Origin of the sequence: Paenibacillus oryziterrae, from assembly GCF_042610485.1 — a bacterium.
In the GTDB taxonomy this organism is placed as follows: domain Bacteria; phylum Bacillota; class Bacilli; order Paenibacillales; family Paenibacillaceae; genus Paenibacillus_AQ.
In genome coordinates this window covers 450,270-472,920 of record NZ_JBGJZO010000001.1, presented here as the reverse complement: position 1 = coordinate 472,920, position 22,651 = coordinate 450,270, and the positions used below count along the sequence as shown (strand labels likewise).

Genomic DNA, 22,651 nt, shown 5'->3' with positions numbered 1-22,651 from the left:
GAGGCTTGCGATGAAGAAAAATTTGCTGTCCCGGGAGGGCAAAGAAAGAAACGGATCTCCTGTAATCGAGGAGCTTTCAGGCCGGGATATAGCTATTGTCGGAATGGCGGTAAACGTGCCTGGAGCAGAAACTCTGGAACAATTCTGGAGCAATCTTGCCCGGGGTGAGGACTGGATCAGAGAAGCACCTCTATCCAGGTTGGCATCCGAAGGTCATCATTCTTCTGGAACACTCCCTCCCCGGGGGGGATACTTATCCGAGGTCGATACTTTCGATTCACACTTCTTCCGCATTCCTCCCAAGGAAGCCGATCTGATGGATCCGTATCAACGAATGTTCCTAGAAACGGCGTGGGGTGCAATTGAAGATGCTGGTTACGGCGGAGATGGGCTAAAAGGCAGCCAAACGGGAGTCTTTGTCGGTTCTGGACATGAGCATGAATATAAACAAATGATTGCTGTTAATTGTCCTCATCTAGTTTCAGCAGCTGCACCCGGAAATCTGCCACCCGTCATCGCCAGCCGAATTTCTTACCTGCTGGATTTGAAAGGCCCCAGTTTGGTTGTTGACACAGCCTGTTCCTCTTCACTGCTGGCTGTTCATCTCGCCTGCCAGTCTTTGACACTGCGTGAATGCGACATGGCTATTGCCGGAGGAATTCAGTTGATGCTTAATCTGTCCGGTCAACAGCCTAAAATCGGAATCGAGTCATCATCCTCAACAGTACGTGCATTTGATGATGATGCCGACGGAACAGTCCGCGGTGAGGGAATAGGAGCGGTGCTGCTGAAGCCATTGTCCAGAGCGATCGCCGACAACGATCCGGTCTATGCAGTGATCAAAAGCAGCGTTTCCAATCAGGATGGCAAGTCCATCGGTATAACAGCACCAAATATGGCTGCTCAGGAGAGGCTACTGATCAGTGCATGGGAAAAAGCAGGTATAGATCCTGCCTCTCTTTCCTATATTGAAACTCATGGGACGGGCACTCCTATCGGGGATCCGATTGAGGTCCATGCAATACAAAATGCGTTCCGAACTTTTACGGACAGGAAACAATTTTGTGCCATCGGTTCGCTTAAACCCAACATCGGGCACTTGTATCATGCAGCTGGGATTGTCAGTCTGATCAAGTCTGCACTTGCGCTTCACCTGGAGCAGATTCCACCGTCTATCCATTTTGATAAGCCAAACTCGCGAATCGACTTCATTCAGTCACCTGTGTATGTCAATACGCAATTAACAGAATGGACAAGGAGTGAAAATGTACGAAGATGCGGAGTCAGTTCTTTCGGAATGAGCGGAACTAACTGTCACGTCATTCTGGAAGAAGCAGGTGTGGACACACGGCATCGTTCATTATCAAGTGAAGAAGATGAATGGGCGCTGCTGACCCTTTCGGCTAAATCGGTATCCTCATTGCGCTCATTGATTATCAGCTATCGGCACTACTTGATCACTGCGGATCCGCATAAATTCAAGGATATCTGTTATACCACGAATATTGGGCGAGGACAATACGAATATCGTCTGGCTGTAATCGCTCGGAACCCGCAAGCGCTAAAAGATAAGCTGGCGATACTCCGGCTTGAGGATTTCACAGGTATATATGGAGACCCTGAGGAAGGTATCTGGTATGGCGGTCCGGAAGCTGAGGGTAAACAGCAATCTGATGAAGTATTAGAATGTGGTAATAGTCAGCCATATTATGATTCTTTATGTGCGGCTGCTGCTGCATATGCCTGCGGTGATGTTATAGATTGGAAAATACTGCATGCTGGAAGGAATCGTAGAGTGGTGTCAGCACCAACCTACGTTTTTGATAAGACTAAGCATTGGATTACTATTTCCAGTAAGAATACTTCATCTAACAATGAGAATGGTAAGGCGGATTACAAGGAGGGTGAACAGAGCATGACTGTCATTGGTCAAACGGAACACAATCGTTCTGTTACAGAGGCGGTACGCGGAATTATTGCTGATATTTCCGGATATAGGCTTGAAGAAATCAGTACGGATTCAAGCTTTATGGAATTGGGTCTAGATTCTATCCTGCTAGTGAATGCAAGGCATGCCATTAAGGAGCAGTTCGGCATTGAGATTCCAATGCGTTTATTCTTCGAAGAGCTTTCTACTGTATCAGAAGTTGGAAGATATGTTTCTGGACTGTCAGAGGACCAACCTATGGTTACTCCGGTGCCGGAAACTCCCCCCCGTAATGTAACTGCCGTGCAAGAAACGGCGACCTCGTATGTGGTGACCAAAAATGAGGTCAGGGTATCCCAGGAGGAGCACAACACGGGGATGATGCCTGGAATGGAAGGAATCATCCATAAACAATTGGACATCATGGCAAAGCAGCTCCTCATCATGGAAGGCCGACCCCATGGTACACCGGACTCACTGCCAGTCGCGGCACTTCATACCTCCATCCAGAATGCTCCACTCCGCCATGCAGATGTATCAATGCATAGTGTGGAGAAACCACTGACGAATGTTATGTCGGAGCCTCCGCACTCCCAAGATCGGCCATATGTGCCTTATCAAAAGATTGAAACGTCTGCAAAGTCAGGTTTTACTGATTCTCAAAAGCAGTTTATTGATGAGTTTATTATCAGATATACGAAGAAAACGAGGAACTCGCAGCTCCATACTCAGAATTATCGTGAAGTTGTAGCCAACAACCGAAATGTAGCCGGGTTTAGACCTTACTGGAAAGATATCGTATACCAAATCGTAGTGGATCATGCCGAAGGCTCATCCATCCAAGATATCGATGGTAATAAGTACGTTGACCTGACAATGGGTTTTGGCGTGAATTTATTCGGACATAATACTTCATTTATTAATGAAACGGTGGATAGCGCATTACAGAAAGGAATGTGCATCGGACCTATTAATGCGACAGCGGGTCAAGTGGCAACCTCTTTATGCGAATTGACCGGTATGGAACGGGCTGCATTCTTTAATTCCGGAACAGAAGCGGTAATGGTTGCACTGCGATTGGCTAGAGCAGGAACCGGTAGGCCTAAAATTGCCATTTTCTCGGGCTCCTATCACGGCACCTTTGATGGTGTCCTCGCCATGAGTGCTGGTATGGACGGAGTTGGATCACCGATCGCTCCCGGCATACCGGCCGGGATGATTGATGATGTTATTGTACTGAACTATGACCATCCAGAGTCGCTTCGGATCATCGAATCAAGAGCAGGTGAATTGGCAGCGATTCTGGTTGAACCGGTACAGAGCCGAAAACCGGATCTGCAGCCAACCGAATTCTTAAAGAAACTGCGGACACTGACTGCCGAGCGCGGAATTGCTCTGATCTTCGATGAAGTCATTACCGGTTTTCGGGTGCATCCAGGAGGAGCGCAGGCATGGTTCGGCGTCAAAGCTGATCTTGCAGTGTACGGTAAAATCATAGGTGGCGGGCTGCCGATTGGCATTGTCGCAGGTAAACCTGAATATTTGGACTGCATTGATGGTGGAATGTGGTCTTATGGTGACGAATCGTTTCCCCCTTTTGAAGAAAGGAGGACATTCGTGGCCGGTACCTTCTGCCAGCATCCATTGACCATGAATGCTGCCTTGGCCGTATTGCAGCGGTTGAAAGAGGGAGGTCCCGCACTGCAGGAGGAACTGAACAGCAAGACGGCATATCTTGCCGACTCCTTGAACTCGTATTTTGAGAAAGAACAGCTTCCGCTTCATATTGCCCGCTACGGCTCATTATTCAGGTTTGTACAACGTACCGATTTGGAGCTGCTCTATTATTTGCTGATTGAGAAGGGAATCTATATCTGGGAAGGCCGGAACTGTTTTCTATCAACTGCTCACTCGATGGAGGACATCGAGCAGATTATCTGTGCAGTCAAAGACAGTATAAGAGAACTGCGTAGTGCCGGATTTCTTCCGCCTTCACCTACTCCAGGAGGTGGACTGAATCCATCCGGGCATTTGGCGGACTCCGGTGAGACACAAATCTTGCCGCTTACTGAGGAGCAGCGGCAGCTTTGGTTCGTCTCCAGTATGAATCCCGAGATTTCGGCGGCATACATCGAAACTGTCATTCTTAAACTGAGGGGGAAAGTGGATTCCGCCCGGCTTCACAAGGCAATACATCATGTCATCCAAAGACACGGCATGCTAAGAACAAGGTTTGCTGAAGATGGCAGTGTTCAATATACAGAACCGTTCAGAAATGTGCAAGCAAGCTATCCGCTTTACGAAGCAGAAGCGCTTGTTCAAGCGGGAGGGCTTCCTGACCTCTCACTGCTGAAGATGACGGAAGGATTTAATCTGGAGACTGGCCCTCTCATCAGATTCGGTCTTCTTCATGCCGGCGAACAGGAGCATTTTTTTGTTGTGCAGGCTCATCATCTTGTGGTGGATGGATGGTCTTTCATACGGATTCTAGAAGATATTTCATTGTATTACTCGGATCAGGTAAGTTACAGGGTACAGGAAGCCGTGCCGTTCTCCGCATTTGCAGATTGGCAGCTCAGTATCCCTGAGGAAGAATCACGCTTTGCCCGGGAGTACTGGATGTCCAAGCTCTCATTTCCTATACCGGAAATGATTTTCCCCTCTTCCTTAAGATTAGGTAACTCCATAGGTCTGCCTGGTAAAAGAATCCGTAGGGTGATAAGTTCGCAGCTGACTTCAGATCTGAAATCATACGGCAGACAAAGTAAAACCTCGTTATATATGCTCATGCTTGCAGCCTATAGCATTCTGCTATCCAGACTTTCTGGTCTTCAGGATATAACGGTGGGCATTCCTACATCCGGCCAGCTTCAAATGGACGCCCCGAATTTAGTCGGTCAATGTGTTAATCTGCTTCCATTTTCAAGTAGTCTTTCGGGTACTATGAGTTTTGCCCATTATCTGAAGCAGATGAAGAAGGAATTGCTGGATATGCTGGATCACCAGCAGTGCTCTTATGCAGAAATGGTTAAAGATCTGGGGATGAATGGGATAACAGTCCATCCGCCTTCTATCCGAACCATCTTTAATTTTGATAAACCTTCCACATTTAAGTTCGGAGATCTTGAAGCGACACTGGAACCTTCTCCAACCAATGCTGTTAAATACCCTGTCAGCTTGAATGTACTAGATCTCGAGCATGAACTGGTTCTCGAATTAGACTATGAGAACGTCGTATGCGCAGATGAAGATGCCGATGTCTGGCTGCAGACATACATCCGTCTGCTTGAAGATATTCTTGCAGATGACGGGGAAGAGCTTCAACAGTACGGATTACCCAGTGCAGATGAAAGAGAATGCATAGCCTTAAATTTCTCTCGGCTTGATCAGCTCGATGAGGAGTTTGATTTAAATGGCTCAGGTATCATAGCGGACGAGCGCGGACTGCCATGCCTGCAAGGTGTAACTGGCCAGCTGTATTGGAGAGCTAACGGTGGGGAAGATGAAGTTCGTGCCACAGAATTTGCAGCGGTACTCATGGAGGGCGGACATATTCACGTGCTTGGCTCTATGGATCGTTTAGTCTCTGTGAACGGCTTCCGTATTCATCTGGATCATATAGAGGCTCAGTTATCAGGCCTTTCGTGGGTGTCGGCCGTTGTGGTTGCGCATGAGTCTGATCTAGCTGGCGCCTCAAGGCTGGTGGCTTACTATGACACTAAAGACGATAAAGAGCCGGACGATCGTGAAAGAAAGATAAGCACGGCTTCGTTACTCTCCGAACCCCTGATACCAGCCAAATGGGTCAAAGTAGATGGACTTCTGGCAATGAAATCCGTTGGTGTACAGTATGAATCTCTTATTGCCATAAGCGACGATCTGGTTGTTCCTCCCGCGGCTCCCGTTACGGCCTTGGAGAAGCTGTTACACCGTTTATGGCAGGATGTATTAAAGCGCAAGGATATCGGAATAACCGATCATTTTTTTGAGATAGGTGGCAATTCGCTTGCCGCAACAGTAATCGCCGCCAGGCTGCAAGATGAACTTGGGAGCATGATTCCATTAAGCCTCTTGTTCCAATACACGACTATTGCTGAATTAGCTGAAGTATTGGACAACAAACCAAGAACAGGAGCAGTACGAATTCCGAAGGCAGAAGAGGCCGAATATTATCCGCAGTCATCCTCGCAGCGTTCCATATTTGCGGTTGAGCGGATGGGCAACGCCGGAACGGCATACAATGTCACGGGTCTGATAACAGTGGAAGGTGATCTCAACATCGGTCGTTTGAAGCAGGCTGCCAATGAACTGGTGCGGAGGCACGAGAGCCTCCGGACATCTTTTCATCTGGAGGATAATGAGCCCGTGCAAAAAATTCATGCTGAATGTTCCATTGACATTTCTCTCCATACACTGGTTGATGCGAGGAATGTGTTGTCCATTTTGGAATCAGTGAAACCGTTTGATCTGGAGGCGGCACCTCTTTTACGGATTGAAGCATGGCAAGAGAATCCAATAAGTAATAGACAATATCTGCTTCTGGACATGCACCATATGATCGCAGACGGAATCTCTGCCAATCTGATCTTTGATGAGCTGTTCCGTCTGTACTCAGGGGAATGCTTACCTGAACTAAATGTTCATTATAAGGATTATACGCAGTGGCAGCTTGGCAGAATCGGGTCCGGATATATGCGGGAAGGGGACAAATACTGGAGTCGTCTCTTACAGGGAGACATTCCCCGGCTTGATTGGATGACAGATTATTCGCGGCCTGCCGTCCGGAGTCTTGAGGGAGAAAGATATTCCTTCGAGATTACCAATGATCTTTTGAAAATAATCCGGGAATTTGCTGCGTTTAACGGGATTACCTTGTATAGCTATCTGCTTGCTGCCTACTATGTCCTGTTGTCCAAATATGCCAATCAGGAAGACATTATTGTTGGTACGTCAGTTTCTGGACGAATGCATCCGGATATAGAACGGGTACCCGGTATGTTCGTCCATACGATTCCTCTCCGGAATCAGATAACTCCGAATAAGGCATTTGGCGACCTGGTAAAAGAGGTGCAGGCAGGTTCAATAGCAGCATTCGAGCATCAGGAGTTCCCGCTGGAGAGGCTTATTACCCGGTTGAACGACAATCGGGATATGAGCCGGAATCCTTTGTTCGATGTAATGTATGTATTTCAGCACGAAGCGCTTGAACCAGTGGCTATGACAATCGAGAATACGGTATTTAAGGCAGAAGAATGCAAGAGTCGCACTTCCAAATTCGATTTGACTCTGGAAGCAGTAGAATACTCCAATGGACTGAGATTGCATTTGGAATATTGTAGAGCCCTGTTTCATCCCGCTTCAATTGAAGCGATGGCTGGTCATCTGCTGAGAATACTAGAAACGGTCGCTGTGAACCCTGATATTCCAGTATCTGAAATCGAACTTTTACCATACTCAGAGAATGAACAGCTCCGGTACGAATTCAATAATACAACAGCAGAATATCCAGAGGACAAGCCAGTATTCAAGTTGTTCGAGGAGCAGGTGCGACGTGCGCCCCAGGCTATTGCAATCTCCTGCGACGGTGAGCAACTTACTTACGAAAGGCTTAACGCGGATGCGAACCATCTGGCCGCCCGGCTGGTAAATCAAGGAGTCGGAAGAGACACCGCGGTTGGACTCGTAATGCGCCGATCACCCGGTTTGATCACGGCAATACTGGGAATCTGGAAAGCAGGAGGATGTTATGTTCCCATTGATCCATCTTACCCAAAAGAGCGGATTGCATACATTCTATCGGATTGCAAAGCGCAGTGGGTGATCACGGATGAAGAGTATGAGGAACTATCCGGATACCAAGGCGAGATTATCAAGGTCACTGCAACTATCGAAGAAGACAGAGACTTAAGCGATAATCTGGAGATTAAGGTCAGTCCAGACAATCTTGCCTATATTATTTACACCTCCGGTTCCACAGGTAAGCCTAAAGGAGTAATGGTCGAGCATCGGGGCTTAACTCATTATATCTGGTGGGCGGATCGCAAGTACGTACGAGGTGAGGAGATCGCATTTCCCTTGTATTCCTCAATATCCTTCGATCTTACAGTCACCTCCATGTTTACTCCACTACTGTCAGGCAACCGGATATTGATTTATCCGGAAAATGTGGAGATTGCTCTAGGCCGGATCATTGAGGAGGGTGAGGCGGGGATCATCAAATTAACCCCATCCCATCTGAAGCTGCTTCGCTTGTACAAGACGGATCAATCCGGTCTGAAACGTTTTATTGTGGGCGGTGAAGCTCTCGAAACTTCCGCCGCAGCGGAAATTGTAGAACTCTTCGGACCTGGAACCGATGTGTACAACGAATACGGGCCTACGGAAACTGTTGTAGGCTGTATGATCAAACGGTACGAGGCGGCAGATACGGGGAATCAAGTACCTATCGGTATGCCAATCGATAATATCAGGCTCTATGTTGCTGATTCTTCGGGAGGTCTTCAGGCTAAGTTTCTTCCGGGCGAACTTTGCATCGCCGGAGCTGGTGTGGCCCGCGGGTATTTAAACCGACCGGACTTGACGGAAGAGAAATTTGTCGGCGGAATGTTTGGAGAGAAGGGCAAGGTTTATAGAACGGGTGATCTAGTTCGTTGGCTGCCTGAAGGGGGTATGGCTTATTTAGGCAGATTGGATGAGCAGGTTAAGATCAGGGGCTACCGGATTGAGACCGGTGAAATCCAGAACCTCCTGCTGAGTCATTCACACATCCATGAAGCTGCGGTGGCTGCCAAAACAGGGCCGGGTGGAGAGAAACGCCTGTGTGCCTTTTATACCTCTGAGGAACAATTGGAGGCTGACCAATTAGAATCCTATCTTTCAGCTTATCTACCTTCATATATGCTTCCAGTTGAATATATTCGGCTGGATCACCTCCCGCTTTCGGCAAATGGCAAGGTGGATTATAAGAAGCTGCCGGATACAACGCGAAAGAATGACGTTACGATGGAATACGAATTTTTGAAGAATTCCATAGAGTCGCAACTAATAGAAGTATGGCGTGACATTCTCAAAGTCCCGGATTCACATATTGATGAGGACTTTATCAGGATGGGCGGAGATTCAATTAAAGCTATCCAGATTTCTGCACTTTTGAAAAAAAGGGGCATACGTCTGGAGGTTAGCGATATTTTGCGAGGTCAGACCATTCGAAAGATCGCACGTTTCGCTGTACGTCAAAGCGAAGTACAGTCTGTAGCGGAACGTATACCGCTTGAGGGTGAGGTCCCCCTGACCCCGATTCAGCGGTGGTTTATTGAACAGGACTTCACAGATATGAATCACTGGAATCAAACCATTACGCTGAAAGGGAACGGACGGTTTGATGTCGATCAGGTGCGGGATACGGTCAGCCGGATGGTCCGTCACCATGATACGCTTCGAATGAATTATCGGCGTACTCCTAACGGAACTATACGGCAATACTGCAACAAGTCTAATCAGAACGACTTCGCTTATCGGTTCGTTGACGGGAGTGAGGTGGAAGGGAACCCCCGCGCAGCACAGGAACGAATGACCATGGAGATGCACCAGGCTATTAATCTGGAGACCGGGCCTCTGGTTCAAGTCGGACTGTTCAGAAGCCGCGAAGCAGATGAATTAACCTTTGTTATCCATCACCTGGTCATCGACGCGGTGTCATGGAGAATTCTGTTGGATGACTTTTATGATATTTACTCATCACTCAGTAGGGGAATTGAGCCGGTGCTTCCGGTTAAGACGGACTCATACCAACTATTTTCCAACCTGCTGCACGAGTATGCTTGGAGTGAATCTTCCACCCTTGAGCTGTCCTACTGGGAACAAAAGTTCACTCAGTCAGCCTCAGTTATTCCTAAGGATTGGAACTCCGGAAACGGAAAGTTACGGGATGCGGTAGTACAAAGTATCCATTTTACAGAGGAAGCCACTTTGTCGATTCGCGAAGCGGCGAGCGGACGTTACCATACAGATGCGTCTGTTCTGCTGCTTGCGGCTGTAGGTCATGCTATAAACAATCTGGGAGTTTCAGATGGAGTCTGGGTCAATATGGAAGGTCACGGAAGAGAGCCATTTGGAGGACATCCTGATTATTCACGGACGGTAGGCTGGTTCACCTCACATTATCCTTTCTATCTTAATACTACCGCTGCGGCTGATCCGGGACAGTATGCTGTCTTGTTAGGTCATGACATATACGTGATGCCGAACAAAGGTGCCGGTTATAATGTGCTCAAATATTTACGTCAGGAGAGCCCGGATAACGTTAAAGCATTAAGCATTAGACCTGAAATCAGCTTTAATTATCTTGGGGAAATGAATGACGAATCCTACCGAGATCTGTTCAGGCTCGCTGAACTTCCGTTGAATGGAACGGAAAGTCCGGATTCGGAGCGGCCATTCTCCATCGCAGTCAACGCACTTCAAGTTGATAATCGGTTAACTGTCGAGGTGGAATATAGCAAACATGAGTACAAAGAGGCAACGATGCAGATTTTCTTGCAAGGGTTCGTGTCCGGCCTGCTAGAGGTGCTGTCATATTGTGGTCATTCTGGTCTTCCGGGACCTTCACCGGAGAATAGCGACCTTGTATCTCCCGGGGACTTTGCAGTTGTTATGGCGAATTCCTCCTGTGATCTACAAAAGGTGTATCCATTATCCCCGATGCAGGAAAGCATGCTGTTTCATTACCTGCGCTATCCGGAATCGGAGGCTTATTTCGAGCAATGTGTTATGCGCTTCAGCGGGCCGATGGCTCCAGACATTCTTAAGCGTTGCTTCCAGTCTGTATCCGACCGGCACGACATTCTTCGCACGAGTTTTGCAGTAAGGTGTCTGGAGCGTCCATTGCAGAAGGTCGCAGACACCCGAGCAGTTCCATTTCATTACGAAGATTGGACAATAGCTAGTAAGTCAACGGGAACAAATGACCTGGACTGCTATTTAGAGCAGGACCGTAACCAACGTTTTGAGTTGTTCGGCGATATTCCGCTTCGAGTCTCTCTGATCCGGACAGATCATGAGGAATACTGCATGGTTTGGAGCTTCCATCATATTCTTCTTGATGGATGGAGTGTAAGCATGATTATCCAGGAGCTGTTTAATCTCTACGCAGCACTTGTCTCCAACGAACACCCTCGTTTGATACAGGCTCCTGCTTACGGGGAATACATCCGATGGATCGAGAATAGGGACAGGACAGCTGCCGAGGAATACTGGAAGACATATTTGTCAGGGTATAAGGGATCACGTCTGCTTCCCAGGGAAGTCAATGAAGCCGTGACCACGTATACACGTGGGAAGATATCCCGTTACCTTCCAGCCGTGCTGCGTCAAGAATTAATCCAATTGTCGGCTGAACGCAGTGTGACGCTGAACACACTGATTCAAGCTGCCTGGGGAATAGTGCTGCAAAGGTTGAATGATACAGAAGACGTTGTGTTCGGCGCAGTGGTATCCGGGAGAAACCCTGAAGTGCAGGATATCGATGAAATGACAGGGTTATTCATAAATACGGTTCCTGTTCGGGTGAGGGCAAACACAGAGAGTTTTCTCGAATTAGCTCTAAGTCTTCAAAGAGACATGCTGGTCAGTGAGCCCTACTCTCATCTCCCGTTATCTGTTATTCAGAATGCCGGCGGGAATACGGGTCCTGATCATGTGCTTGTATTTGAAAATTACCCGCTGGAGCTAGAGTTACCCCGGGAACTGGAAATGGTGGATTACGAATGGATTGAACATACCAACTATGATTTCAACGTCATTGTAGAGCCTCGGGAAGAATTCCTCATCCAGTTTGTATACAACCTTAAGGTTTTTAATGAAAAGGAATTGGAGGATGTACTTGACTGCTTCATCTCTGTTCTTGGCAGGATTGCGAATGATCCTGAAATTCCACTCCAACAAATTACGTTTGAGGGAGACACAGATGGGACAGAAGGTACCGGGACTGCTATTGAATTTCATTTCTAAGCCAAAGCCCAGGGGAGAGAAGAACGAATGAAGACGGATGACAGAATGCCGGAGGGTGGTCCCTCCGTTCAGGAGATGAGAAGACAAAAGAAGTATTGGGTAAAAAAAATGCTGGAGCTGAAAGAAGAAGAGACACTGCTGACACTCTCAGGTTCACATCCGGCTGAAGTACCCATTGTCAATCAGGCGGCTTTCGAGTTGCCAGCGGATCTGAGTGAGCGTCTTCGGAGGATGAGCGGAGAATCGTCGGATGCACTATACCTGATCATGCTGGCTGTACTGAAATGTATGGTACACAAGTACACTGGTGGCGGGTCGGTAACGGTAGCCTGCCTGCAGTCTAAGCTTCAAGTGCAATCCGCGAACCCGGAATACAATCCATCCTGGCTTCCGGTTATCGATCAGCCATCCGTCGAAAAGTCTTTCCGGGATTGGCTCTACGAGGTCAAGGCCACCTATGAAGCCGTATGCACAAACGGGAACTATCCGATAGATAAGGTTGTTCAGGATATGAAAGTAATTCATGACCGGGACTATACTTTTTTACAGCATATCCGTATTTCGATGAAAGAGCTTCATGGCAATTTAGACCTAAAAACAAATACCAAAGGTCTTCTTGTCCATTTTTGCTCAGACAATGGGGTGATCCATGGATTAATTGCCGGCCAAAGCCCATTCTTTTCTGTCCGTGCAGTGGAGAGCTTAGCCAAACATTACATTCATATACTAAGGGAGCTGACTTCAAATCCCGACCGCAGGGTTGGTGAGTGCACCTGGCTTTCCGGCAGTGATCGTCATGTACTACTTAACGAATATGCTTCTGGTAATGAATCCCCAAATATACCGAACATTATGGAAATGTTCGAGACGCAGGTCCTGCGTACACCGGGGGCTTCAGCAGTCATAACTCCGGAACAATCTATGAGTTATTTGGAGCTTAGTGAACGGGTTAACCTTTGGGCCAAAGCACTGGTTAGCAGCGGATTGAATCCCGGAGAAATTATTGCATTGTATCTTGACCGTTCTGCAGAGACGGCCGTTGCAGTGCTTGCTGTAATGAAAGCAGGAGGATGTGTTCTGCCCATCGATGTCCAGACACCGGCTGAACGCATGAATTTTATCTTGGAGGATGCTGCTGTAACCCGGTTATTAACACACACGCGGTATGCGGAAATGCCCGAGTTCGCCGGCGTGGAAATGATATTGAAATCTGAGTCTCTGGATGAAGAGAAGAAAAGTGGCTCTGATTTCAATTTCGGACAAGGTGTAACGGACGCATATATCATCTATACTTCCGGCACTACAGGGAAACCGAAAGGCGTTATCGTTCGGCATGAAGGATTAGCCAACTCAATTTTTTGGAGAAAGGACGAATACCGCTTAAGCTCACAAGACAGGACGATGCAGATTTTCTCATATTCGTTCGATGGCTTTATGACCGGCTTCTTTACTCCGCTTGTCTCAGGGGCCAGTCTTTTTATTCCGACTGAAAGCCAGGTGAAAGATCCGCTTCGGCTGAAACAGCTTATCCATGTTCACCGGATCACACATTTTATTTGCATTCCTGGACTGTATCAGCTGCTGCTCGAGCAGATGGCCGGTGAAGAGGGAGGCACACTCCGGATGATAACATTGGCCGGTGAACGGTTGGCACCATCCTTAATCCGGGAAAGCCTGAGAAGACTTCCCCAGGTTGAAATCATCAATGAATACGGTCCAACCGAAGCCAGTATTGTCGCTGCTTATAAAAGAAACGTAGTTGAATCAGCGGAGATCGCCATTGGCCGCCCGATAGCAAATATGAAGGCATATATTCTAGATGGGCAGCTTGATCCTGTGCCTCCCGGCATTACAGGAGAACTCTGTTTGTCGGGACCCGGTCTTGCGGCGGGATATCTTAACCGTCCAGAATTGACTGATGAGGTATTTATCTCTCATCCGTTTATTCCTGGAGAACGGCTGTACAAAACGGGGGATTTGGCCAAATGGACGGATGAAGGCGAAATCTGCTGTCTGGGACGTAAGGACGCACAGGTCAAAATTAGAGGATACCGGATTGAGCTTTCGGAGATCGAACAGCGCCTCCTGGCATTTCCGGGTATACAAGCGGCTGCCGTCCTGTGCTTAGAGGAAGACGGAGTCCCAGCCCGGCTTGCCGCCTATCTTCAATGCGAAGTAGTGCAAGCGAAAGAAATTAGAGCCTATATGGCCGGTGAACTCCCTCACTATATGCTGCCTTCCCGCTACTACAGTGTCGAACGGATTCCGCTCTCCGAGAACGGGAAGACAGACAAGAAGGCACTTCTTTTACTGGATGAGCCTGATGATCTGGATGCAGAATTCATAGAGCCGGCGAATGAAACTGAGCAGAAGCTGTGCGAAATCTTCTCAGATGTTCTGCAAATTAAACGGGTGTCTACGGAGGAGAGTTTTTTTGACGTCGGTGGGCACTCACTGAAGGCTACTATGCTGATGTCCAGAATCCAGAAGATTTTTGGTGTAGATATCGGAATCGATGACATATTTGAGAAACAAACCGTTAAAGCATTGGCTTCAGCTATCGTGGAAAAAGGTACAAAATCTTATTTTGCAGTTACTCCGGCGAAACCTGCTGCCCATTATCCATTATCCTCAGCACAAAAGCGGATGTATGCTTTATTTTGCCATGATCCGCATTCGACCGCATACAATATGCCGGAAGCTTTAATTATTGATGGAGATCTGGATCGGGACAGATTGGAGCGGGCGGTCAATAGCCTTGCGGCCCGGCATGAGATTCTGCGAACTACTTTTGAGCTGGTGAACGGCGATCCGGTTCAGGTTGTTCATGAGGAATGTTCTTTGAAATTGGACTACAACGATGAACCGCCAACAAATACCGAAGAGACGATACGAAATTTCGTACAGCCTTTCGATCTTGAAAGCGGGCCCCTACTCCGTATCGGCATTTCTCGAATGGAGGACCGCAAGTATCTACTACTCATTGATATTCATCATATTGCAGCCGACGGCGCTTCCATAGGCATTATCATCAACGAGCTGGCTCGGCTGTACAACGGTGACCAGCTGCCAGAAATAACAGTTCAATATAAGGATTTCTCGGTATGGCAGCAGCAAAGACGGAATAGTAATGATTCTCAGATGCAGGAGAATTACTGGCTGAAGCAGTTTCAAGATGGAATTCCGGTATTAGATTTACCATACGATCATCCTCGGCCCAAATTTAAGAGCTTTGAAGGTGCGCGGATCCATTTCACTCTCGATGCAGCTTGTACCTCTTCTTTGAAGAAATTGGCAGCTGATCATGGCGCAACGTTATTTATGCTGCTGCTGTCGGTCTATAATCTCATGTTATCTAAGGTGTCGGGTCAAGAGGAACTGGTTGTCGGATCTCCCGTTTCAGGCCGCATGCAGGCAGAATTGGAAGAGACGATGGGGATGTTTGTGAATGTCGTCCCCATAAAAAACGCAGTGTCATCACAACTCGAATTCGTACAGTTTCTGGATCAGGTTAAGAAAAGTGCACTGGGTGCCTTTGAGAATCAGTCTTTTCAATACGAGGAGCTTGCCCACAGGCTGGGATATAGCCGTGACACCAGCCGAAATCCTCTGTTTGACGTGATGTTCGTACTTCAGAACATGCCTGAGAACCGGTATGACTTCCGGGGACTTCATTTTACACACTTTGCTTTCGAACAGACCATTTCGAAGTTCGATCTTACTTTGGCTGGCTTCGAAGGAGGGGACGGAGTTCTGTATTTTGATTTGGAGTATAGTAACCGACTGTTCCAGAGAGAGACGGTGGAGCGGTTTGCCGCCTACTTTATGCATATCATACAGGCTGTTATTAAGCAGCCGGCGGTACGGATAGGCTCTATCACTTTGCTACCTGTGGACATACTGTATCAGCAAACTGCCTGCTTCAACGCCTCCGCTGAAGGCGAGTTACCATCGTGTACCTTAACAGAACAATTCACTCAGCTGGCTGCGCTGCATCCAAACCGTGACGCACTGCTGTTCGGTGAGGCTCGTCTGACGTATGGGCAGCTCAACGCCCTTTCTGATCGGTGGACATCCTGGCTAGAACTCAATGGCATAGGCCACAATGATGTCGTGGCGGTCCGGCTGGAACGTTCTTTCGAGATGATTGTCTGTTTCCTTGCCATTCTAAAAGTTGGCGCAGTCTATCTTCCTATAGATCCGGCTTTCCCGGCGGAACGAGTTCTATATATGCTTGAAGATAGCGGAGCGGTCATGCTGATAACAGATGATTTGGAGACTAAACAAATAGGTTTCAAGGGAAGAACTGCCTTTACGTATATGGTAGAGCTTCCTGAACACAGTGCTTATATTCCGGTCATTAAGCCCCAATTAGTCGATTTAGCTTATATCATATACACTTCAGGTACGACCGGAAGACCAAAAGGAGTCGCGCTGGAACACGCGGGCCTTGCCAATCTGCCGGAAGTTTTCCGTACTAGTCTGGGAGTAAAACCCGATGACAGAATTCTTCAATTCGCTCCATGCTCGTTTGACGCTTCTGTCTGGGAATTTGCTATGGCACTGGGTACTGGCGGCTCACTGTGTCTGGCAGTGAAGGAAACTATCGGTGATCCAGAATGTTTCGAGAGCTATGCCAACCTAATGGGTATTACTGTTGCGACCTTCCCGCCTTCCTATATGGAACGGCTACAGCCGGATAAACTTCAAAGTCTGCGCCTCGTCGTTACAGCGGGTTCCGAACCATCAGTCTCCATGCTTGAGGAGTGGAGTCGGCATATGCGTTGTATCAATGCTTACGGTCCGACGGAAGCGTCCGTGTGTGCGGCAATGTGGGAAGTTGAGAATTTGACTAACCATCATAAGGTACCTATCGGATTCCCTATATTAAACAGCAGAATCTGCATTGTAGACGCCGGGTTAAATCTGCTTCCGGCGGGTATAACTGGTGAACTCTGTATCGCAGGAACCGGGCTGGCCAGGGAATATCTGAATCAGCCGGAGATGACCTCCCGGCAATTTGTTTCGTCGACGGTAACGGGGTTTCAGCGGATGTACCGGACCGGGGATCTAGCCAAGCTGCTGCCAAACGGTAATCTGATCTATCAGGGCAGAAAGGACAGCCAGCTCAAGATCAGAGGCTATCGGGTCGAACCGGGTGAGATTGAAGCTCGTATGCTGCAGCTGAACGGAGTGAAAAGTGCTGCTGTTCTATTAAAGAGGCAGAAGGACGGGAACGGAATGTTATCCGCTTTTTACAGTGGAGAGACAGCACCACAGCCAAGGGAGATGAGAATACTTTTGTCGGAAGGGTTACCGGAGTATATGATTCCTTCCGTATTCTCAAAGCTGGACTCTCTGCCGTTAACCCTACATGGCAAAGTGGATGCTGCTGCTCTCATCAGACTGCCACAGTCTGAGATACACAGCATTAGTGCGCGTCCTCCAGTGAATGACCTTGAAGCGCAGATCATTGAGGTATTTGAGGAAGTGCTGGAGAGGAAAGAGATCGGAGCAGACGATTGCTTCAATGAAATCGGAGGAGACTCTATCTCAGCTATGAAGGCCGTATTTTTACTAAAGCGTAAAGGTTTATCTATGGAGGTAAGGGATCTGCTAATCCATCAGTCGGCTGGCCGTCTTGGAGAAATGCTGCAGCAGCGGTTAGGAGAGGATAGTATTGCTGTTGCGACACTACCAGTCACAGGCGGCAGAGTAACGAGTGAATCCACGCAGCCTGGTATAGAAGAATCGAAGGCGTGGTCTGATCTGCTTCATGATCTTGCCTACCAGCAGAACGTTTATGCTAGACAAATAAGCGAGAACCCGTTCATCGGAAAAATTCCGTTTACCGCGATTCAAGCTATGCATCTGGGGCGTTCGGAGAATATCGGAACCGTAATTAATTTGTCTGCGGATCGAAGTAGAGAAGAAATCGAATCTTCCGTGCTGAACCTTGTCCATGACCAGGAAATGCTAAGATGTTTTCTTCCCGTGGAGGACGACAAATCCTGGTGCTTATACGAGCAGCCAACGCATCTTTCATTGCCTTTTATCCGACTAAGCGGACTCCACGCCGAAGAACAAATGAAGCAGTTGATCCTCGAAGTGTACAACGGACGCTTTGACTATGATATTCCCGGCAGCCTGCTGTACCGTCTGGTGCTGATCGAAAATGCTGTTTCCGGAGCAAAGGTATTAGTCTATGCTTCCCATCATTCGTTGTCGGACGGTTTAACCTGCGGCCTGATCAGAGAACTGCTTAGCCATCCTTATACTTCGTCACCTTCCGGGAGTAACGGTAAGATTGGATACCGCGACTATTTCCATCTCTTGGAGGAAGGTCCGCAGGAAATAACTCTTAATGAGCTGGAGCACAATTTCAATCTACCGGTATTCCGTCGCAGTCTTCTGGAGCTTGAGAGCCGTGTGAATTTGTTCTCTGCAAGCCATCCAACCGTAATAGAACTGGAATTTCCACTGAATGGCGAGCTTCCCGAAGAAGGCTGGCATACAGTGCTTGAAGTATTGGCCGCATTTGGTCGGGACTTCCTGCAGTTGGAGCAGATGCCTGTTCAATTAGTCAGCGGAGGCAGAAGATACGGCAATCATACGTTTTACCATCTTGCAGGTAATTTTATCGATTATATTCCTTTGGTTGTTAACGTTGCAGAGCCTGCCGGGCACAACTTGAATTTGGTCAGAGAATTGACGCAGGCTGCTTCAACCCATCACATTAACTTTGCTGCAATGGATATAGAAGTGACCGGGAAAACGGTTCTTGTCAATTATTTTGGTGCTATACAGAAAGAAGAAATATCCGATTGGACCCCGGAGAACAGTACGTCTTTTGAGGAAACAGCAGCACATTATGGCATTTGTTTTTATGTCCGGCATATCGGATCTTGTCTAAGGATTGATATCGCACTACCGTTTGAGGCAGACGCTGATGGACTGAAGCAACTCCTCTCAGGCAATTCTGTCCCCGGAATCCTGTTCTAGTCGGAGGATCGATTAACCCCGGCCCTCTAGACGCCGCCGGCGTCTGAGGGCTCAATGTATGACTCAAGGGAAAGGTTGTGGCGTTATGGGGAAAGTCGTATTGCTCAGTTATCCGTATTTCGGGCATGTCAATCCTACAGTGAGTCTGGTGAAGGAGCTGGTGGGTAGAGGGGAACAGGTCATCTACTATACGACAGATGCTTATATGAAATTCATTAACATCGAGGGTGTGATATGCCGGAGTTATGGAGATATTATCGGACTACTCGATGAGGAGATAGCAATCCGGTCCACTGAGCCCCTTGAAGTTCTGAAGCTGCTCATCCCGCACAAGCTGAATAAACATCAACGGATGGCGAATCTGCTGATCGAACGCATTATGAAGGACGACCCTGATTATATTATCCGGGATTGTGAGTCTTATTGGGGCAAAATGATCGGCGTCATGCTGGACGTTCCCGTGATCTGCTACATTACAACAATGGCTTTAAATGAGACCATGATTGATCAACATAGCGATTTCTTTGTCAGGAACGTACTTGGCAGCCCGGATGGTCAATACACACAACCAGACGCTGGGATACCATTCAGTGAATATTTGAATGTCTGCGCCCGGGAGCTATCCCGTCCCTATGCTGTAGAATTCAAAGCAATAGATGCCTTCTCGGGGGCTGATGAACTTAATCTTGTCTTTACTTCCCGGGAATTCCAGCCTTTTGCGGATACATTCGGACCTAACTATTTATTTCTGGGACCCTCCATCCGTAAGGAGGAGGACTTGGAAGTGCTCGAAGTATCTAAATCGTCAACTACACTCGTCTACATATCCATGGGAACAGTCTATAATGATTGTCTGCCTTTCTACGCTAAATGCATCGAGGCATTCAGGGATACCGGATGGCAAGTTGTAATGTCCATAGGACAGCGGATTCATGTAGAAGACCTGGGTGTTATTCCTGAGAACTTTATCGTCAGATCCCATATGCCTCAAATCCGAGTGCTGCAGATGGCAGATGTCTTCATTACACACGGGGGGCATAACAGTGCAAGTGAAGCGATGTTCTATCAGGTTCCTATGGTTATGTTCCCACAAGCAGCAGATCAATTTGCTGTATCGGGCCGCATTCAGGAGATAGGTGCGGGAGTAACGGGAAGTAGCAGGGATTGTACTCCTGAAGATATAGCAGTGATGACAAAGACAGTGCTGGAACATCCTAGTTATCGGAAATCATGTGAAATGGTGAGTGAGGCAATACGAAATTCCGGCGGTGCGAAGCTTGCAGTCGACGGTATTTTTCACTTTTTGAACGGTTAAGCACTTCAGAACGGAGGATCGGAGTCATGGGCAAAGTGATGATATTCAGCCTTCCCTTTTTCAGCCACGTTAAGCCTACATTACCTCTCGTGGCAGAACTTCTGGCAAGAGGAGAGGAAGTGGTCTACTATTCGGATGAAGGTTACAGAGAGCTGTTACAGGATTACGATGTTACGTTTCGAAGTTATGGCGATATGCAAGGATTATTCACCGACAACGATCCGGGAATCTATCTGAGTAATCCGCGAATGATGCTTGAGTATCTAGTACCTGGAGTCATCGGCAAAAGTAAGACGGTGATGAATGCTGTTTTACCTGAAGTTATGGCCGATCCGCCCGACTATATTTTACGGGATTGCGATGCTTACTGGGGGAAGCAAATCGGAGAACTGCTCGACCTGCCGGTGGCCTGCTATATTCTCACTTTTGCGATTAATCACAGGATGCTTGAGAAGGACCCTCCTTTCCTGATTCACAACATCTTTAAAATTAAGGCAGAACATTACAATGAAACGGTGTCGGTCGGTGAGCTGGACAAGGCAGCGGAGGAAATAGCGGAGAGGCACAATATTCAGGGATTCAGCCTGATCGATGCTTTCAGCGGTAATGAAGAGTTGAATCTGGTCTACACTTCGGAAGCATTTCAGCCGCATGCCGATACGTTCGATGAACGGTTTATCTTTCTAGGACCGTTGTTTCCGGGAGAATCCCCGGTATCACTACGACGCAACATTCGGAAAAAGGATGGAGGACAGCCTCTAATATACATTTCCTTCGGCTCCATATATACTGACCGGCCGGAATTTTACCAGAAATGTATTGCGGCATTCAAGGATAGTGGAGCAAAGGTGATCATGTCCGTGGGCCGGAACATGGATCTCTCTATATTTGGAGAGCCGCCAGAAAATATAGAGATTCGCAGTTTTGTTCCCCAATTGGAAATACTCCGGGATGCAGATGTCTTTATCTCCCATGCGGGTTATAACAGTGTCTGCGAAGCGATGGTATTCGGAGTCCCTATGGTGCTGCTGCCTCAGGGAGCAGATCAGTTCGCCATCGCTGACCGGTTGGAGGAACTGGGGGCTGGATTATATATCCGGAACGAGGAGATAACGGCCTCCCAGCTCAAAGAAATTACTTTCGAAACAATGAATAATGAATATATTCAACTTAACGCAAGGGCTCTGGGAGAAACTTTCTTCGGCGGTGGAGGCGCCGCCAGAGGTGTTGATGAGCTGATCCAGTATGTCTCTGCACTTAGTGTCTGAACTCCGTGATATATTCGAACAGGATTAACGGTGTCTAAGTATGTATAACAACAAGCTTTGTTCATTCGGCAGACAGCCGTGGTTGAGCAAGGCTTGTTTCTTTTCATAATCACGCATTTAGACTACGCTCATACTTTTCCTTCAGACGTCTGATGTCTGTTCTTGGAGGAGACCCGAACATCCGGGCGTATTCACGGCTGAATTGGGAAGCACTTTCATAACCCACCCTGTAGGCGACATCCGCAGCATCCGTTGATTCGGATAATAAAAGTCGCCGGGCTTCCTGCAATCGAAGCTGCTTCTGGAACTGGATGGGGCTCATTGCGGTAACTTCTTTAAAATGCCTGTGAAATGAAGAAGTACTCATGCTGGCTGTTTCAGCGAGTGACTCAATCCGCAAAGGCTTATCCATGTTACTAATGACCTGCTCAATCGCATCTCGGATTCGGTAAGTGCTGCTTTTTTCCATGGCAATTTGTGCCAGCGTGCTTCCGTACGACCCCTGAAGAAGACGATAGAGAACCTCCCTAGTATAGATCGAACCAAGAAACGGAATATCTTTGGGATTGTCCAATAAACGGGCAAGTCTGAGAGTTGCGTCTAAGAGGGTTATGTCTATCTTGCCAACGAACAAAGCCCGCTTGGCATTCTCTTTAGGAGTGATTTGAATTACAGAATCATTGAGCACCTCTAAGATCTGGCTCTGCGTAAATTCAAGCTTCAGGCACAAATACGGAACGTCCGCAGTAGCTTTAATGGTTTGTCCAACGACAGGCAAGTCTACGGAAGTAACCAGATAATCGGCAGAACTATAAATAAAACGCTCCTGAGCAAGTAATATTTCCTTGACGCCTTGAGCAATGAAACAAAATGAGGGTTTAACCACTCTGAAAGCCGGTTCATAAACATTAGATTCCCGAATTAAAAATAAAGACGGGATCGCAGTCTCGTGCACGCCGTTCTCACGCGTATGACGGTCTATCAATGCGGCAAGCTCCTGCTGCTTCTTCAATATTTCCTCAGACATAGGCGCCTCCTTTTTCCTTATTGATTATCAGTATAAATCATATGTGTCCTTGGTGTTAGTGGCAGTGAGAGTATTAGGCAATCATTTAAGACAATTGTGGTAAC

Annotated in this window: 5 protein-coding genes; 4 read left to right on the top strand and 1 reads right to left on the bottom strand. The window is 47.7% G+C overall.

Annotated features, from left to right (window positions below; translation table 11 throughout):
- The first annotated feature begins 10 nt into the window (after positions 1 to 10).
- The 4 genes from ACAN55_RS02245 to ACAN55_RS02230 all read left to right on the top strand — a co-directional run bounded on the left by ACAN55_RS02245 (position 11) and on the right by ACAN55_RS02230 (position 21,520).
- Positions 11 to 11,935 carry an amino acid adenylation domain-containing protein gene (locus ACAN55_RS02245; protein WP_379127442.1) on the top strand — a complete coding sequence of 3,975 codons (11,925 nt, stop codon included), beginning with the start codon at positions 11 to 13 and terminating at the stop codon, positions 11,933 to 11,935.
- Positions 11,936 to 11,962: 27 nt separating this feature from the next.
- On the top strand, positions 11,963 to 18,937 hold the full coding sequence (locus tag ACAN55_RS02240) for an amino acid adenylation domain-containing protein (RefSeq protein WP_379127439.1): 6,975 nt from the start codon (positions 11,963 to 11,965) through the stop codon (positions 18,935 to 18,937).
- An 85-nt stretch (positions 18,938 to 19,022) separates the two neighbouring features.
- On the top strand, positions 19,023 to 20,252 hold the full coding sequence (locus tag ACAN55_RS02235) for a macrolide family glycosyltransferase (RefSeq protein ID WP_379127436.1): 1,230 nt from the start codon (positions 19,023 to 19,025) through the stop codon (positions 20,250 to 20,252).
- A 26-nt stretch (positions 20,253 to 20,278) separates the two neighbouring features.
- On the top strand, positions 20,279 to 21,520 hold the full coding sequence (locus ACAN55_RS02230; RefSeq protein ID WP_379127433.1) for a macrolide family glycosyltransferase: 1,242 nt from the start codon (positions 20,279 to 20,281) through the stop codon (positions 21,518 to 21,520).
- 109 nt (positions 21,521 to 21,629) lie between these two features.
- Here the strand turns inward: ACAN55_RS02230 and ACAN55_RS02225 are convergent, their stop codons facing one another.
- A complete protein-coding gene (locus ACAN55_RS02225) occupies positions 21,630 to 22,547 on the bottom strand; it encodes an AraC family transcriptional regulator (RefSeq protein ID WP_379127430.1) in 918 nt (305 codons plus the stop codon).
- Positions 22,548 to 22,651: the final 104 nt, after the last annotated feature.